The 16201-nt window shown below is 36.2% G+C and carries 16 protein-coding genes and 1 riboswitch; of the genes, 9 read left to right on the plus strand and 7 right to left on the minus strand.

The genetic code is table 11. The features are described 5' to 3' along the window. Positions 1 to 43 precede the first annotated feature (43 nt). From OZX56_RS01080 to OZX56_RS01110, 7 genes are all read left to right on the plus strand, one after another. Positions 44 to 775: a hypothetical protein gene (locus tag OZX56_RS01080; RefSeq protein ID WP_277139862.1), complete on the plus strand. Its 732-nt coding sequence runs from the start codon at positions 44 to 46 to the stop codon at positions 773 to 775. Next, a complete protein-coding gene (locus OZX56_RS01085; RefSeq protein ID WP_277139863.1) occupies positions 772 to 1473 on the plus strand; it encodes an ATP-binding cassette domain-containing protein in 702 nt (233 codons plus the stop codon). The genes OZX56_RS01080 and OZX56_RS01085 overlap by 4 nt, the downstream gene beginning before the upstream one ends. Beyond that, positions 1463 to 2314 carry an McbB family protein gene (locus tag OZX56_RS01090; protein ID WP_277139864.1) on the plus strand — a complete coding sequence of 284 codons (852 nt, stop codon included), beginning with the start codon at positions 1463 to 1465 and terminating at the stop codon, positions 2312 to 2314. The genes OZX56_RS01085 and OZX56_RS01090 overlap by 11 nt, the downstream gene beginning before the upstream one ends. After that, complete coding sequence (locus OZX56_RS01095; protein ID WP_277139866.1) at positions 2307 to 3122, plus strand: SagB/ThcOx family dehydrogenase; 816 nt, start codon at positions 2307 to 2309, stop codon at positions 3120 to 3122. Before OZX56_RS01090 ends, OZX56_RS01095 begins: the two co-directional genes overlap by 8 nt. Continuing rightward, a complete protein-coding gene (locus tag OZX56_RS01100; protein WP_277139867.1) occupies positions 3115 to 4131 on the plus strand; it encodes a YcaO-like family protein in 1017 nt (338 codons plus the stop codon). The genes OZX56_RS01095 and OZX56_RS01100 overlap by 8 nt, the downstream gene beginning before the upstream one ends. Positions 4132 to 4138: 7 nt before the next feature. Beyond that, positions 4139 to 5221 carry a YcaO-like family protein gene (locus tag OZX56_RS01105; protein WP_277139868.1) on the plus strand — a complete coding sequence of 361 codons (1083 nt, stop codon included), beginning with the start codon at positions 4139 to 4141 and terminating at the stop codon, positions 5219 to 5221. A 347-nt stretch (positions 5222 to 5568) separates the two neighbouring features. Further along, a complete protein-coding gene (locus tag OZX56_RS01110; RefSeq protein ID WP_277139869.1) occupies positions 5569 to 6123 on the plus strand; it encodes an FMN-binding protein in 555 nt (184 codons plus the stop codon). A gap of 56 nt (positions 6124 to 6179) precedes the next feature. Here the strand turns inward: OZX56_RS01110 and OZX56_RS01115 are convergent, their stop codons facing one another. Genes OZX56_RS01115 through lysA form a run of 7 tightly spaced genes read right to left on the minus strand, consistent with a single transcriptional unit; the run spans position 6180 to position 13324 of the window. Next, on the minus strand, positions 6180 to 7229 hold the full coding sequence (locus OZX56_RS01115) for an aspartate-semialdehyde dehydrogenase (RefSeq protein WP_277139870.1): 1050 nt from the start codon (positions 7227 to 7229) through the stop codon (positions 6180 to 6182). After that, entirely contained in the window at positions 7216 to 8421 is a 1206-nt protein-coding gene (locus tag OZX56_RS01120) for an aminotransferase class I/II-fold pyridoxal phosphate-dependent enzyme (protein ID WP_277139871.1), read from the minus strand. The genes OZX56_RS01115 and OZX56_RS01120 overlap by 14 nt, the downstream gene beginning before the upstream one ends. Positions 8422 to 8443: 22 nt before the next feature. Next, positions 8444 to 9211: a 4-hydroxy-tetrahydrodipicolinate reductase gene (dapB, locus tag OZX56_RS01125; protein ID WP_277139872.1), complete on the minus strand. Its 768-nt coding sequence runs from the start codon at positions 9209 to 9211 to the stop codon at positions 8444 to 8446. Further along, positions 9204 to 10130 (minus strand): 4-hydroxy-tetrahydrodipicolinate synthase, encoded by a 927-nt coding sequence (dapA, locus tag OZX56_RS01130; protein WP_277139873.1) that lies wholly within the window; start codon positions 10128 to 10130, stop codon positions 9204 to 9206. Before dapA ends, dapB begins: the two co-directional genes overlap by 8 nt. Positions 10131 to 10150: 20 nt before the next feature. Further along, positions 10151 to 11305 carry an N-acetyldiaminopimelate deacetylase gene (locus OZX56_RS01135; RefSeq protein ID WP_277139874.1) on the minus strand — a complete coding sequence of 385 codons (1155 nt, stop codon included), beginning with the start codon at positions 11303 to 11305 and terminating at the stop codon, positions 10151 to 10153. 5 nt (positions 11306 to 11310) lie between these two features. Continuing rightward, complete coding sequence (gene dapD, locus OZX56_RS01140) at positions 11311 to 12021, minus strand: 2,3,4,5-tetrahydropyridine-2,6-dicarboxylate N-acetyltransferase (RefSeq protein WP_277140335.1); 711 nt, start codon at positions 12019 to 12021, stop codon at positions 11311 to 11313. A gap of 10 nt (positions 12022 to 12031) precedes the next feature. Beyond that, complete coding sequence (gene lysA, locus OZX56_RS01145; protein WP_277139875.1) at positions 12032 to 13324, minus strand: diaminopimelate decarboxylase; 1293 nt, start codon at positions 13322 to 13324, stop codon at positions 12032 to 12034. A gap of 84 nt (positions 13325 to 13408) precedes the next feature. Continuing rightward, a riboswitch (Lysine riboswitch) is annotated at positions 13409 to 13590 on the minus strand. A gap of 169 nt (positions 13591 to 13759) precedes the next feature. On the opposite strand from lysA, the gene OZX56_RS01150 reads away from it, so the two are divergent. Together OZX56_RS01150 and dapF are read left to right on the plus strand one after the other, a co-directional pair. Next, the gene (locus tag OZX56_RS01150) at positions 13760 to 15133 is read left to right on the plus strand and encodes an aspartate kinase (protein WP_277139876.1); all 1374 of its coding nucleotides are present in this window, start codon (positions 13760 to 13762) and stop codon (positions 15131 to 15133) included. Continuing rightward, a complete protein-coding gene (gene dapF, locus OZX56_RS01155; protein WP_277139877.1) occupies positions 15126 to 16118 on the plus strand; it encodes a diaminopimelate epimerase in 993 nt (330 codons plus the stop codon). Before OZX56_RS01150 ends, dapF begins: the two co-directional genes overlap by 8 nt. Positions 16119 to 16201: the final 83 nt, after the last annotated feature.

A 16201-nucleotide genomic window follows, 5' to 3' on the forward strand; every position in this document is an offset into this window, starting at 1 on the left:
TTTGTTATGAGTTTTTTCCAGACTCTTGATTTAGGTGATTAAAATGCTTTTTTTTAAAAAAATACGAGCTTTTATTAGTTTTTATTTTAGTTTAGCTTTAGATAATAAATTGACATTTGTGTTTACATTGGTTTTTCCAATTATTTATCAACTTCTTGTTTTTAAAAATAAACCTATAGTTGGAGAAAATCAGTTTATTTCTTCAATAATGCCTATGGTAGCTTACATAGTTGTTGATACAGCATTGAATGGGGTAACATTGCGGATGATAGCAACTAGAGAAAGTGGCTATATTAAGGCTTATTACTTTGCAAGTGGCAGTAGATGGGCAATTTATTTGGCAAATATGTTAGTTCAACTTTTTATGGTAGTCTTAGAAAATTTGATATTTATTATTTTGTCAATGTTGTATTTTAATTTCTTTTCTTTTAAAATTTTACTAGCACTGTTATGCACAGTATTTATTTCATTTCCTTTTGTTTCTTTAGGCTTTAATTTCTTGTTACTGCTAAGGATAAGAGGATCAAGTTTATCTATTTTATCTACAGCATTATTATTAGGCTTTTTGATGCTATTCAACGCAACATTCAATTTACCTTTAAAGTTCGTCTATTTGTTTAATCCATATACGTTAGTTGCTTTTTTACTAGAAGCATTGTTTTCCCCAAGTGTAAAGCTGTGGATATATATAGGAACGGTTTTCTTAATTTATGGACTAGTTGGTTACTTGGGCTATAGCTTTTTTGATTTACAAAATAGAGGGCATAAAGAATGAAAATAATATTAAAAGATTTATTTGTAACATATAACAAAAAAAATCGGATTTTTAAAAATTTTAATGGAAGCTTAGATCTTACTAAATTGAATATCATTATTGGTAAAAATGGTATTGGTAAAACGACGATGCTAGATACAATAAGTGGGTTGACTAGGATAGAAAGTGGTCGGATTTTTGGTGTACCTAAGCAAAAAGATATTATGTATGTATTTCAAAATGTCCCTTTTTTTACAGATGTAACAGTTAGCCAGCTTTTAAAAATGTATACCTCTTTTAATACTTCAGAGCAAAAAGTTAACAGCTTAAGTAAAGACTTTTTTTATGAAAATATTAATCCTTTACTAAGTCGTAATTTAGGAATACTTTCAGGTGGAGAAGTAAGATTAGTGTTTGATTATGCCTCAACTCTAGTTTCTAAAAAACTTTATTTATTTGATGAGCCTTTATCAGGTATAGATATAGAAAATAAGAAAAAAATACTTAAGTTGCTAGAGGTCCTTTCTTGTACAGCTCCAGTTATAGTAACTTCGCATGACTTAGAACCATTTGAAAATATTTCATGTACAGTAAATTATATTTCACCATCAAGCTTTATGTTTTCTGGCAGTTATAAAGAGTTGTTAAAAATTGGAAATGGTAATATAGAAGATGCTTTTCTTAATTTGACACTAAGGATGAAAGAAAATGAAAGATAATTATAGAGTTAGTTCGTTTATTATATATTCTCTAGACGATGAATCTTGGGTATTGCAGACTAGAGATAAAGTTAATATTATTACAGATAAAGATCTGATTGTATTGTTGAAAAAATTAACTACTAAAAAAGAGGTAGAATTAAAAGAATTAAAAGAATTCTTAAATTGTAAAACAAAAGAAGAGGCAGTCATAAATTATCTAGAAAGAAATGGTATATTACTGCCTGTAGAAAAGCTTAATTTTAATTTAACTAGTTCATTATTTGCTACCAATGATGAACAAATTTTTCACTTTATTAAAAATAATTACTTTGATAAATCGGTTTTTTTTAATAAAGTAGAAGAAGTACCTATTAATCCAGATCAACTTACTGTCGTTATATTAAATCCCTATAATCCAAGTATGGTTAAAGAGATATACAATAAGTTTGGTAAAGGAAAAAATAGTAATGGATATTTATTGGTAGGATTCTTTTATAATTTTCATTTTTATTTAGATAACATTTATAATCCACAACTTTGTTTGCCAACACATTTCGACCATCTTGGATATATACAATCTGGTATTTATTCAGATAAGACAAATTATACATATCAAGATCTAGTAAATGTCATCTTTAGGAAAGATTCAAATTTTAATTTAAAGTTCCCACTAGAATGGAAAGATCTGATTTTGATTTCAAATGTATTGGTCGACATAATAATTAAAATATTTGACCTTAATGATTCGACTAATTTATATGTAAACGATATAATTTTACAAATTACTGATATTGATATGGATACTAGAAAAGTCTCAAACGATAGTGCTAATTTTTGGGAGATGGAGATTGATGAATGAAAAAAGGAAACCCTTGGATTTAAACGCTGACGATGGAAATTGGTCAGATTATGCAGATGAATTTTTTCCAGATCAAACTTTAAATGATATTGTTAAAATGAATCTTCGTATGTCACCAGTCCAATTAAAAAATAATAAGAAAGAGTTTTTGACAAAAAATATGTTGGGCTGGCTAAAGACAGCCGAAAGAAATAATAGAGATCCACAAAGTTATTATACTAAAATTAGCTTAAAAAATGAAGGGAAAACAAACATCAAACGTGGCTCCCATAGAACTTTTGTAAAAACTAGCTTAAGTATAGATGAGATTTCATCTATACTTTACGATGCTTTTGGGAGCGACAAGAATACTAAGAGTAGACCATATGGTTCTGGAGGAGCGTTGTTTCCTATAAATGTTTTTCTAATATTATTAAATGATGATTGTGTTGATGGGTTAATTAGAGGAGCCTATTATTATAATCCAATGTCATACAGTCTTTACTGTTTAAAGCAGTTTAAAGATGTGCCAAATAATGTAATACAACAGGCTTTATTTCCAGTTCAAAAACCAAACTCAGGAATTGCTTTTGCTTATGCTGCTGACTTAAGAAAGGTTGTTAAAAAATACAATTATTTAGGTTATAAAAATGCTTTGATTGAAGTTGGATTAATGGCACAGTCACTTAAAAATGCATTAAGTAATAATTTAGGTGAGTATAGTTGCCAAGATTTTAACAGTATGATGCTCACAAAATTAATAGGTTTAGATACTAAGAATGCTCCTGTTCAAATGATACAGTGGGTAGGTAAAATTATAGATGATTGATACAGCGTATATTAAAGTAGGTCAGACGTACAAATTTTTTGAAAAGGATTTCGTGTATACGGATGTTAAATATGGTCCCAAGTTGTTTCATGATAAAATAGGCCCAAGTGAGGGGAATGCTGTTTCACAGCATTCTTTTGAAAGCTTTAAAAAGGCACTTTCTGAAGCTATTGAGCGTAGAATATTAATGTATCCAGTCATAAATCTAGACAAAAAGTTTTCTTTTTATGATTTAGTTACTGGCAAGAAAGGAATGATTGTATCCAGTGAATTAGGTTATTCCAAATATATTGATTCAACAGGCGTTGCAGCTCATACCAATCCTGAAAAGGCAATTATACATGCAATATGTGAACTTATTGAGAAAAATGCTCTATCTAGAATTTGGTATAAAGATGATGCGATTAACGTTACTAAAATCGGTTGGCAACCGGAAAGTCCGTTTAATAAAGAAACTTATTTTTTATTAAACGATTATTTTTCACCTTTGATAGTCGTTGTTTCCGCCTATAAGGATACTGATGAAATGTGGCACTGTGGGCTAGGTTGTGTTCCCTATAGTTTAAATGATGCTAAAAAAGCAGCCTTTGATGAAATGAAAATGATTTGGTTTCAAAACAATGTATATAAACTTTTTTCAAATACAAATAAATATGTAAGTCAGCAAATGCAATCTACGTATTATAACTGGACGGATCGACAAAGAAAGCATTTAAGTTTTCTGTTACAGCACTCAAAGAAAAAGTATAGTGTTTTGAGTAGAAATAAAAATATAAACAGTCTATCAAGAATTATTTTAGAACTTTCTAAGACTGTAAAACACTTAAATATTGTCTATTTGCCAAGTAGTTTATTTAAAGGAGAATTAAGTGTAGTAAAGTGCTTTAGTCCGAATTTAATATCTCATGTACCAAATAAAGAAATATATAAAGACAAATTGAGAAATAATGATTATAATTTTATAGATTATGCAGACGTTACTGATTCTATAAATTGTCCAATTTTATAGGTGAAAAATGACTGAATTAATAAAAAAAATACTTGTATCAAATTCTATTTTTGAAAAAGATACTGTAAGTGTCAATATTCTGGGATCTAGCCTGAATTTAAAAGGTAGTGCTACGAATCAAAGCATGTATAATGCATTTTTAGCCAGTTTAGGTGAATTTACAGAAAGAGCCGTTGAATTATCGTTTCCTGAAGGGTTCAATAAAATTGTATCATATGACTTATTAAATAATAAAATAATATCTAAAAACTATATAGATGGTTTTTTGCTTCGAAATAAAGATGATTTTTTTAATTTAAGTACATTTGGTGATTCAAGTGGATCTGCATTTTTTACAAATATTAAAATGGCAATTGAAAAAGCTTTTTTTGAATTTATTGAAAGGCAGAGCTTAGTTTACTCTTTTCTGACTAAAAGTCCTGGTTTCAAAGTTGACAATAATTTGATTGCAAATAGTATGAAGAATTATAGAGGATATGACTTTACAACCTTATATGTTAACAATATTTCTCTTGTTGATAATGTGGTAGTTATACTTATTGTTGGTGTGAATAATAACTCTTATAATATTGGACTTGGAACAGGTTATACATATAAACAAGCTATAAGCAAAGCTTTGTCAGAAGCTATGGGTACTAGGCCAAATAAAATAACGAGTTATAAGATTAAGGAAAGGGAACAAGAACTTGATAGCTTGGATGCTGATTTATGTAATCTATCATCTATTCAAGTTTCATATGATTCTATTTTTTTTGATAATCTAACTCCTAATTTTGTTAAAAAACGTTATAGTTATCTGGATGAGGGAAATGAAGTACACAACATAAAAACGCAGAATCCTATGAAAAATAATACGATAATTAAAAATATTAAAATTGTGGCAAGTGAATTACAAATTGAACCTCAAATAATGTTCTTGGGTTCAGGGCCAAGTAAAACTAAATCAGGATATGTAATAAAAATCTCTGCACCTGGTTGTTATCCACATATTTTTAATTCTTTGCTTGATCCTTTAAAATACAAAATCTCTTTCTTTAAAAATAAGAAAGGAATTTTTCCCAATGCGTTTAAATATTTACCCTTCCCATAAAATATTCTAATCTTGTATGTTATTTATTAGTACCTGATTGAAACTAGAGATTAGCGTTCAATTTTATATATGGTAAGTTGAAATATTGCTAGGCATCATGGTTATTAATTTTTATAGTCTTTAAATATACTTACTTTTGAGCGGGCGGCTTTGCAGATATTGTATTCGTTGTTGGTAGCATAGCACGCGTTGCTTCAAGGAAGATGAAATTAATAAGCATGGTTATTTGTATAATTACGATACATGGCGTGTGTGGCAAGGCCAATCTTATTCATATGTAAATTTGATCATAAAAAATTTGTAAATTTCAGTTTTAAGTTGAAAAACTGCATTAATTAATTTGATAGATGCAATCTAATCTTCGTTCAAGTAATTCGTCTGAGTATGGTAAATCAGAAGTTATTAATCCTGATGGTCAACCGATTCCGCATTTATATGAAGCAGGTGAATTGGGTGCACCGTTCCCAAGTCAATATATTGCTGGTGGTAATTTAGCCGACTGTTTGATTTCAGGAAAGTCTGCGGGTGAAAATGCTGCAACTAAAAAGGCACCTATTAAAACAATAGCTAATGTGGAAGAGACTGTGACTGATTTTAATCCAACTAGTGACTTGAATAAAGAAGAGTTTGAACTTGATCATAATCAATACTTAGGCAAGAGTAATGCCGGTATGGGCGGCGAATTAGTGGTCAGAGTAACAGTTGATGATGACCAAAACATTACTAATGTGGAAGTGCTTAAGCAAAGCGAAACTGAAGAAATTAGTGCTAAAGCTTTGGCAACATTACCTAAGTTAATGGTTGAGCAAAACACTTATGAAGTAGATGCAGTTTCTGGTGCATCAAGAACTGATACTGCGCTCAAAGAAGCAGTAAAAGATGCATTATCACAAGTAAAATAAGATTATAGCTAACAAAAGACGATATCCAGTTTAAACTCGGATATCGTCTTTTTGTTTTACATTAAATCATCTGCAACTAAACATTCTGCAATTTCGACCGTATTCCAAGCTGCGCCTTTTAATAAGTTGTCGGCAACAACCCATATATTGAATGCGCCAGGATTTTCTTCATCAAGACGAATTCGACCGACAAAGGTTTCGCGTTTACCCGTGGCAGTTAGCGGTTGTGGATATAGTTGTTTAGCGGGTTCATCTTGAACAATAATGCCAGGGGCGGTAGCTAATAACGTATGTAAGTCACTAACTGTAGCAGTTTTATCTGCAGTAACCAAATAAATCGATTCGCCATGACCAATTTCTACAGGAACGCGCACACAAGTTGCGGTGACTTTGATGTCTGGGCTATCCATGTCGTCTAGCAAAATCTTTTTAGTTTCATGAATCATTTTCCATTCTTCATGAGTGTAGCCGTCTTTTTCAAAAACATCGATTTGCGGTAGTAAGTTGAAAGCCTGGGGATAATGCTTAGCTGCTCCTTTGACTGGTGTAATTTTGGCAGTCATTGGTTTGTCATACAAGTGTTGCTTGGTTTGATCCAATAATTCTTGCCATGCTGCCTGTCCGGCTCCAGAAATTGCCTGATAAGTTGAAACAATTACCTGTTTTAAACCGAATTTTTGTCGAATCGGTGCTAGAGCTAAAACCATTTGGATGGTTGAACAGTTAGGATTAGCAATAATTCCGTGATGTTTTTTTAAAGCATTGCGATTCACTTCTGGGATAACTAGTGGCACATCGGGATCCATGCGAAAAGCGCTGGTGTTATCAACGCAAACAGCACCTGCCTCAACGGCAATTGGCAAGAATTTTTTAGAAACCTCACCGCCAGCAGAAGCGAGAACTAAATCAATATTTTTAAATGAGTCAACAGTTGTTTGTTCAACAGTTAGCGATTCACCTTTAAACTGTAGTATTTTGCCAGCCGAACGTTTAGAAGCCAGCAACTTTAAATTTTTAACAGGGATAGTTGATTGAGCCAGTTGGTCGATTAGGCGACTTCCAACGGCACCCGTTGCTCCTAAGATTGCCACATTATAACCGTTCATGCTTAGTACCCCCGTTATTTAAAAACTGTGCAATTCTGTTTAGTGCTTTCTCAATGTCAGTCAGACTGGCTGCATAGGAAAAGCGAATATGCCCTTCACCACCAGGACCAAAGGCACTACCTGGAATACAACCGACACGTGCCTTTGTCGCCAATAACTTGGCAAAATATTTATCATCGGTTTGATATTTTTCTGGGATTTTAACGAATAGATAGAATGCGCCTTCAGGTGGAATTACTTTCAAGCCTAATTTGGTTAAGCCATCGCTCAAAACTTGCTGGCGTTCGGTGTATATTTTGACAGCAGCTTGTGGATCTAGGTCACCAGCAGGCGATAGTGCTTCTGTAGCGGCTGCTTGAGTAGTATTAGCCACGGTGGTAACTAAAAGAGCATGAGTCGTGGTCATCTTTTTGATAATTGCTTGCGGACCAGCAAGATAACCGATTCTGTAGCCCGTCATTGCGTGTGACTTTGATAAGCCGTTGATTAAAATAGTTCGCTTAGGAATAACACGAGCAATCGAGTAATGTTTTTGCGCTTTATAAAGTAATTCGCTATAAATTTCATCAGAAATTACATAGAGCTGCTGACTGGCTAAAAGCGAGCCGAGTTGTTTAATTAATTTAGGTGGATATTCACGTCCAGTTGGGTTATTAGGATAATTTAAAATAATTCCTTTTGCTTGGGGATGCCGCCTTAAAGTTCGCTTAAGTGCTTCAGGAGTTAAAAGATAATCGTCATCTGCAGTATTAATAGTCACAGCTGTTATTCCAAATAGCTGCAATAAGGAAAAATAAAGAGCAAAGGTAGGAGTTGGCACAATCACTTCGTCGCCAGGATTAAAGAGAGAAATAATTGCGGTGGCGATTGCTTCGGTTGCACCAACGGTAACGATAATTTCGCTATTAGGATTATAAACTAGCTCTTGTTTGCGCTTAAGATAAGCACTGATTGCCTTACATAACTGGAGATTTCCAGCTTGTCTGCCATAATGGGATTCATTATTTTCAATGCTGTGAATGGCAGCTTGCTTAACATGTTCTGGAGTGTTTAAGTCGGGCTCGCCTAAAGTTAGTTTAATAATTCCCGGAATATCCGAAATTTCTTGGTCAAACTTCCTGATAGCTGATGGGGTGGTAGTAGCCAAGCGCTGATTTTCAATCTCGATTAAGTCTGTAGCTAATTGTGGCATGATATTTTCTTCTTTCTTCCTATTATATAAGGTTCTCTAAGCCAATAACTAGGTTATGCAAGTCGCTAACTTTTTCAAGTGCTAATCTAACCCCGTGCATGAAGGAATGGCGGTCAAAAGAATCTTGTCTAATGGTTAAAGCTTCACCGTCGCCGCCAAATAGCACTTGTTCATGGGCAACGTAGCCGGGTAAACGAACTGCATGGATGGGGATGCCATATTTGTCAGCACCACGTGCGGGATTATTTGCAAAGTTTGCTTCGGGTTGATGATTGCGATTTTGCGCGATGATTTGCGCGGTTTGAATGGCAGTTCCTGAAGGCGCATCTTTTTTATCGGTATGATGCATTTCGATAATCTCGGCATCTGGAAAGTAAGCAGCTGCAATTTGAGCAAATTTCATTAATAAAATGGCTGATAGACCAAAGTTGGGGGCAATAATACCACCAACTTTTTTATCGGTTGCTAAAACTTGTAGTTTAATAGTTTGATCGTCAGTTAAGCCGCTAGTGCCGATTATAGGTTTAATGTTGTGTTCTATGGCAAATTTGGTATTGTCATAAACAGCGCTCGGAACGGTAAAATCAATCCAAATATCATACTGACCAGTAATATCAGTCAACTTTTTAAACATTTTGACAGATGAAGCTAACTGATAAGTGGCGGGATCTAGGCTAGTTAGATGCGGCGCTAACACACCAGTTATTTCGTAATCAGGTAAAGAGTCGATCAACTTAACAACTTCTTGTCCCATTGAACCGTTAAAACCGGCTAAAAATACTTTAAGCATGATTTTCTCCTAACGTTAAAACAAGCGGCGCAGCTAAATTATAATTGGGTAGTTCAAGTGCCTGGGCTAATTGTTGTTTTTCAGATTCGTTTAAATCAACAATTGGTAAGCGGCAGCTACCAGTATGAAAACCTTGGGCGTTCAAAACAGCTTTTACTCCAGAAGGTGATGGAAATAAAAATAATGCGTCCATCTTAGGAGTAAGGAGCCGCTGCCAACTGCCGGCTTCAGCAATCTTACCAGCTTTAAGCGCCTGATACATTTGTTTCATTTGGTCACCATAAAGATGGGAAGCAACAGAGATAATCCCCTGAGCGCCAATGACTTTAGCGATTAAAGCTTGCTTATCTTCACCGCTATATACTAAAAAGTCGCTTGGTGCATGTTCTACGAGATATTCTAAATCTTCGGTGGTAGTACATTGCTTAACGCCGATAATGTTGGGATGCTTTGCCAATTGTAAAACGGTTTCGTTAGTCATCGTGACACCAGTGCGACCGGGAATATTGTAAATTATGATTGGTAAGTCTGAATGATCAGCGATTGCAGTAAAATGGGCCAACATCCCGCGCTGATTAGGCTTGTTGTAATATGGTACGACCACGAGTAATGCATCGATTCCAGCAATTTGGCTAACTTTTTGAGTTAACTCGATAGTCGCTGCGGTATTGTTAGAACCAGTGCCAGCGATAATGGGTACCCGACCTGCTACGATTTCAACGGCTTTTTGATAAAGTGCAATTTTTTCATCATTAGATAACGTAGCGACTTCACCAGTTGTACCGCCAAAGACGAAGCCTTGACTGCCATGGGCAATTAAGTGGTCAACCAGTTGCTTAAGACCAACGTAATTAAGCGAGCCATCGTCATTAAAAGGGGTAATAATCGCAGTTATAACTTCTGCTTCTTGTAGTAACATTTTTATTTTTCCTTCCTATATTATAAATTCGCCATTCGATATTCTAGAAAACCAATAACGGTTTTGACGCCGATCATGATTGCGCGTTCATCCGGTGCAAAAGTAGCTGAATGCAGTGCACTAGTTTTGCCAACTCCTAACCAGAACATGGTGCCGGGAATTTTGCTTAGAAGATAACCAAAATCTTCGCCAGTCATGGCAGGGGATGTTTTGACAAAATCAATATCGGATTTTTGCTGTAAAAAATTAATTAATTGCTTAGTTAATTTAGGATCATTTTTCACTGGGAAATAACCGCCTTGGTTAAAGTCAAGTTTTACTTGTGCGTTATAACTTGTAGCAATTCCTTGAGCAATTGCTTGCAGACGCTGTTTAATTTGCTCAATAATTGGTTGGCTTAAACCGCGAATAGTCCCTTCGATATGAGCACTGCCAGCGATGGCATTGCGTACACTGCCAGCAGTCATTTTTCCTAGGGTAATGACGCCAGCCTCTAAGGGATCAATACTGCGCGAAATGATTGTCTGTACTTGGTTGACGAATTCTGCTGCTGCGACCACCATGTCATTAGCATTTTGGGGATAAGCAGCATGTCCATCTCGACCGTAAAAGTCGACGTTAATTTCGGTTGTTCCGGCAAATAAGGTTCCAAGACATGTACCAATACTACCTGTTGCAAGTTTAGGCGTATCGTGCAATGCGTAGATTTCAGTAATGTGTGATTTTCCTTGAAAAAGTCCAAGATCATAAGCTAATTTAGCGCCACTCTCACTTTCTTCGGCGGGTTGGAAGAAAAAGACTAAATTATCAGTAGGTTGCTGATCAGCAAAATAGCTGAGAATTCCTAGAGCAACACTCATGTGGAGATCATGACCACAAGCATGCATTATGCCGGGATGGGTTGATTGAAATGGCAGCCCAGTTTGTTCGCTGACTGGTAGCCCATCAATATCAGCACGATAACCAAGCGTTTTGTGCGGATTTTTACCCTGAACGTAAATCATAATGGCAGTTGGCAACTCAGAAAATTCCTTAATTGTTAAGTATTGTTGCGGGAAGCTGCTAATAATTTTTAACAGTAACTTGTGGGTTTCATGTTCTGTTAAAGCCAGCTCAGGGATTTGATGGAGTTGTCTTCTAATCTTAATTAATTGTTGTTCATTGAGTGCGGGCATTTAAATCACAACTTTCGCAGCTGATCTTCTAAGCCAGTTTTACTTTTAGTCTTAGGATCTACTTGTTTGATTACTTTAGCAGGGACACCTGCGACCACTGTATTGGCTGCAACATCTTTGGTAACAACAGCACCAGCAGCAATTACAGCGCCACTTCCGACTGTAATTCCTTCTAAAACTACGGCGTTAGCGCCAATTAACACATTATTACCAATCGTTACTGGCTGGGCAGATGCAGGTTCAATGACACCAGCAATTACGGCATTAGCTCCAACATGAACGTTTTCACCGATAATCGCTCTACCGCCGATGACTGCTCCCATATCAACCATGGATTTAGCACCGATTTCGGCACCAAGATTAATGACTGCCCCCATCATAACAACGGCTTGTTTACCAATCGTTACTTGGTCACGTATAATTGCCCCTGGTTCAATCCGAGCGTCCACTTCTTTAAGATCTAACAATGGCAGTGCAGAATTACGGGCCTCATTTTCAATATGATAATCGCTGATGAGTGCTGCATTTGCTTGCAAGCACTCTTTAACTACCGGCCAGTCGCCAAATAGTACGCCAATTTTGTCATCTAAAAAAGCTTGAATAGTCGCAGGAACAACTAACTGCTGTAATTTTCCCTTTAAAAAAACTTTAACTGGAGTTGTTTTATCTGCATTGCTAATCAAATTAATTAATTCTTGTGCATCTTTTTTCATAATTTTGCCTCGCTTAATTGAGATAATCTAAATCTAGTCGAATTAAATCGCTAGCGGTTTCTCGTTTAACTACTAGCTTTGCTTGTCCGTTTTCTGCAAAAACCACTGCCGGTCGTCCAACTCGGTTATAGTTGGAGGCCATCGAATAGCCATAAGCTCCAGTGGCTAGCACTGCTAAAATATCTCCTGGACTAGTATCTGGTAGTGGTTGGTTTTTCACTAAAATATCTCCTGATTCGCAATAACGACCAGCAACGGTCACGGTTTGGGTTGGTGAAGCTAGGGGGTTGCTCGCTAGGAGCGCTTGATACTTAGCTTGGTAAAGACTTGGTCGAATGTTGTCGCCCATACCGCCATCAACGCTGATATAGGTTCTGAGATTAGGAATTTCTTTGCGCGCTCCAATGGTATAGAGACTATAACCAGCAGTACCTACGATTGCGCGACCTGGTTCTAGCCAAATCGCTGGTAAATTTAAATTAGTCTTAGCGATTTCAGCTTTTAAGTCGGTCACAATCTGATGAATAAAGTTTTTGGGTAGTAATGGCTGATCATTTGCAGTGTATTGAATGCCAAAACCGCCGCCCAAATTTAAAACTGCTGGTTGATAGCCATATTTTTCTTGCCAATTAGCAGACAGTTTGACTAGTTTTTTTACTAAGGCACTAAAGCCGTTAACCGCCATAATCTGTGAACCGATATGAGCATGATAGCCAATTAAATGCAAATGTTGACTAGCTAACACTTGTTTTAAAGCTTGTTCTGCTTGTCCTGAAGCAATATCAAAGCCAAACTTGCTGTCAACTTGCCCAGTTTGAATGTATTCGTGAGTGTGAGCAGTAATTCCAGGTGCTAGTCGCAACATGACATTTATTTGGCTGGCAGTTCCAGCTAATAATTGCTCTAAAAGTGTTAATTCGTAAAAGTTATCGACAATAATCGTCCCAACGTGCTGGTCGAGAGCTAGGTTTAGTTCAGCACGGGTTTTATTATTCCCATGAAAACTGACCTTTGCCATGGGAAAGCCCGCTGCAACAGCAGTCATTAGTTCACCGCTAGAAACTACGTCAAGGTGCCCTTGTTCTTGATTGATAACCTGGTCAATTGCCTTGATTGCTAGTGCTTTTGAAGCATAACTAATTTCGTAATTGATCTTGGTTTCATCAAAAGCGGCTTGAAATTGCTCAAACTGATATCTGATTTTGGTCACATCATAAACGATTAATGGTGTACCAAAATTATGAGCTAAGTCGATGGCGTCACAACCGCCAATTGTCAGATGTCCTTGTGTATTTGTCTTAACCAAGCTACATTCCTCCAGCTTTACTAACTAAAAAAGGTTCTTTTGTTTACGCTTGAAACAAAAGAACCTTTAAATTTTTGGGATCAATTTGTCGATAGCGCTCCGCAGATTTATTCTGCGACAGTTCATAGTCTCTTAAACTATGACCCAGTAACTAATCGCTTGCTTATTACGATTAGAACTTCGGCAACTTCCCCTTTCAGTTGGCTTCAACGCTAAGCAAAAGCTCGGTCAACTTACTGATGGTTATTGCAACCTCATTCGATAGTGCAAATACTAACTTCTTTTGGTCAGCATGTCAAGAGACTTGGATTAAAATTATTTTTTGACTAGAAAATAAAAATCAGCTGAGTTGCAGATTATAAAATACATGCTAGAATGGCAACTAATCATTTTTGATTTTAAAAATTGACCATTGGAAAAGGAGTTTTAGTGCAAATGAAAGTTGTAAAATTTGGCGGTAGCTCGCTAGCAGATGGTAAGCAGGTCCAGAAGATAATTAAGATTATTCAAGCAGATTCAGAGCGCAAAGTTATCGTTACGTCTGCACCAGGGAAAAGATTTCCTGACGATCGCAAAGTAACAGATTTGTTAATTGTATATGCCAAAAAAACGTTGAAAAACGAGAATACAGCAGTCATCCAAACTGAAATTTGGGCGCGGTATCAGGCAATTGCTGATTATTTTGATCTTGAAACAGAAGAACTTGCGGCGTTAAAGCAAATTTTATTACAACTGCCTAAAAATAAATATCCTAATGATGATTATTTAATGGCAGCGTTTAAGGCTCATGGTGAAATCTTAAATGCACAGTTATTGACGCTAATTTTAAGAAAACTGCGCATTTCTGCCCACTTTGCTGACAGTGCCAAATTAGGAATCACCGTTTCAGCTAATCCACAAGATGCACAAGTTTTGGAAGAAACTTATGGGCACTTAGCTAATTTTCAACTTCCTAGAGGATATATTGTAGTTCCCGGCTTTTATGGTCTAACTAAATCCCAGCAAATCGCGACGTTCTCACGTGGTGGCTCAGATATTACGGGAGCGATTCTAGCACGCGGTTTGCATGCTGATAGTTACGAAAACTTTACTGATGTTGATGCAATTTATGCAGCCGATCCAGCGATAGTAAAACAACCACGGGCAATTAAACGCATGACTTATCGGGAATTGCGAGAGTTGTCATATGCTGGATTTTCAGTTTTTCATGATGAAGCGATATTACCAGCAATTGCTGCTAACATTCCCATCGAAGTTAAAAATACTAATCATCCACTGGCACGAGGAACAGTGATTGTTCCAGCGAAAAATTTCAAGCCTGATACGATAGTTACTGGGGTAGCTGCTGATAGTCATTTTTCCGCTTTATATATCCATCGCTATTTATTGAATAAAGAGGTTGGTTTTACCCTGAAACTGCTACAAATATTTTATAAGTATCGTATCTCATATGAACATATGCCTTCTGGAATTGATGACCTAACGGTGATTTTTGATCAGCGGCAATTTACGGCTGAGCTTCGTCAAAAAATGTGCCGTGACATTCAAGAGCAATTGCAACCAGACCACCTTGAGTGGATTGATGATTATGCCATTATCATGGTTGTGGGGGAAGGAATGAGAAGTAAAGTTGGCGTTATGGAGCAAGTGATTGAATCGTTAGCTAAGAAAAAGATTGGAGTTTATATGATTAATCAGGGAGCTTCACGTATTTCAATGATGTTAGGAACTAGACGGGTAGATGCGCCTGAAGCAGTTCGGCAAATTTATCATAATTTTTTTGAAAATGAGGTAAGAATAAATGATTAGTCTGCAAAAAGTCCACGGCTCACAGAATAGTTTTTTTATTTTGGATCAAACAGTCCTGAAACAACCGTTAACTATTAGTGAATTACAACAATTAGCAATTAACATAACCAACCATGCGTCAGGCTTGCTTGGCGGCAGTGACGGCTTACTAGTCATTGATCAGGCAACTAATGCTGATGCACTAGCACAGATGAAGATACTTAATTGCGATGGTTCTGAAGCACTGATGTGTGGAAATGGCTTGCGGACAGTTGCGCGCTATTTAGCTGAAAAATACAGAGAAACAGCATTTATTGTACAAACACCGCAGGCCGACCTGCAGGTTAAGCGTTATCCAGATTTAGCACCTAGTGTGCCAGCTTTTAGTGTGGAAATAGCTCCGGTTTCGTTTGCACAAGCGGATTTGCAATTTGCTAATTTTGGTCTAAGCAAAATCATTAACCAAAAATTGCCGCAACTTAATTCAGATTTAGCTTTTACCGCAATTGCTGTGCCTAATCCACATTTAATCAGCTTTGTTCATGATATTAAGTTAGCACATCGTGAACTTGGAGAATTAGGTCATAAGTTGAATCAAGCTAACCCTTATTTTCCAGCTGGTGTAAATGTTAGTTTTGCTCAAATTTTAGGAAAAAATCGATTATTTGTGGAAACTTATGAGCGAGGCGTTGGTTTTACTAATGCTTGTGGAACGGGAATGTCGGCAACTAGCTTAGCTTTTTATTTAAATTATCCTACGCAAGTTCAATTAGAACAGCTAATAACTGTATATAATCCTGGTGGCGTGGTTCAGACGCAGATTCATCAGACTGAAAGTGGTTATTGGTTAGAATTAATCGGAAATGCGACGGTAACACATGAAATTCAAATTCCAGAAGAACAACTTCATCAAGCGTGCTTTAATCTTGACCAGATAGAAATCACCCAAACCTCTGAACAGGTAGCTTACGAAAAATTTGTAGATAATAAGCGGGTTGGAGGTTAAATCTAGCAAATGTTGTAATACTTATATTTAAGTTTATGCAATTTATCTTGGTCTCCAGCAAAAAAGACGACTTTATTATATAC

The organism is Lactobacillus sp. ESL0684 (assembly GCF_029392675.1).
GTDB lineage: Bacteria > Bacillota > Bacilli > Lactobacillales > Lactobacillaceae > Lactobacillus.

Coding starts and splice junctions, on each gene's coding strand:
- OZX56_RS01080 (WP_277139862.1), top strand. CDS start 44: ATGCTTTTTTTTAAAAAAATACGAGCTTTTATTAGTTTTTATTTTAGT.
- OZX56_RS01085 (WP_277139863.1), top strand. CDS start 772: ATGAAAATAATATTAAAAGATTTATTTGTAACATATAACAAAAAAAAT.
- OZX56_RS01090 (WP_277139864.1), top strand. CDS start 1,463: ATGAAAGATAATTATAGAGTTAGTTCGTTTATTATATATTCTCTAGAC.
- OZX56_RS01095 (WP_277139866.1), top strand. CDS start 2,307: ATGAATGAAAAAAGGAAACCCTTGGATTTAAACGCTGACGATGGAAAT.
- OZX56_RS01100 (WP_277139867.1), top strand. CDS start 3,115: ATGATTGATACAGCGTATATTAAAGTAGGTCAGACGTACAAATTTTTT.
- OZX56_RS01105 (WP_277139868.1), top strand. CDS start 4,139: ATGACTGAATTAATAAAAAAAATACTTGTATCAAATTCTATTTTTGAA.
- OZX56_RS01110 (WP_277139869.1), top strand. CDS start 5,569: ATGCAATCTAATCTTCGTTCAAGTAATTCGTCTGAGTATGGTAAATCA.
- OZX56_RS01115 (WP_277139870.1), bottom strand. CDS start 7,229: ATGAACGGTTATAATGTGGCAATCTTAGGAGCAACGGGTGCCGTTGGA.
- OZX56_RS01120 (WP_277139871.1), bottom strand. CDS start 8,421: ATGCCACAATTAGCTACAGACTTAATCGAGATTGAAAATCAGCGCTTG.
- dapB (WP_277139872.1), bottom strand. CDS start 9,211: ATGCTTAAAGTATTTTTAGCCGGTTTTAACGGTTCAATGGGACAAGAA.
- dapA (WP_277139873.1), bottom strand. CDS start 10,130: ATGTTACTACAAGAAGCAGAAGTTATAACTGCGATTATTACCCCTTTT.
- OZX56_RS01135 (WP_277139874.1), bottom strand. CDS start 11,305: ATGCCCGCACTCAATGAACAACAATTAATTAAGATTAGAAGACAACTC.
- OZX56_RS01150 (WP_277139876.1), top strand. CDS start 13,760: ATGAAAGTTGTAAAATTTGGCGGTAGCTCGCTAGCAGATGGTAAGCAG.
- dapF (WP_277139877.1), top strand. CDS start 15,126: ATGATTAGTCTGCAAAAAGTCCACGGCTCACAGAATAGTTTTTTTATT.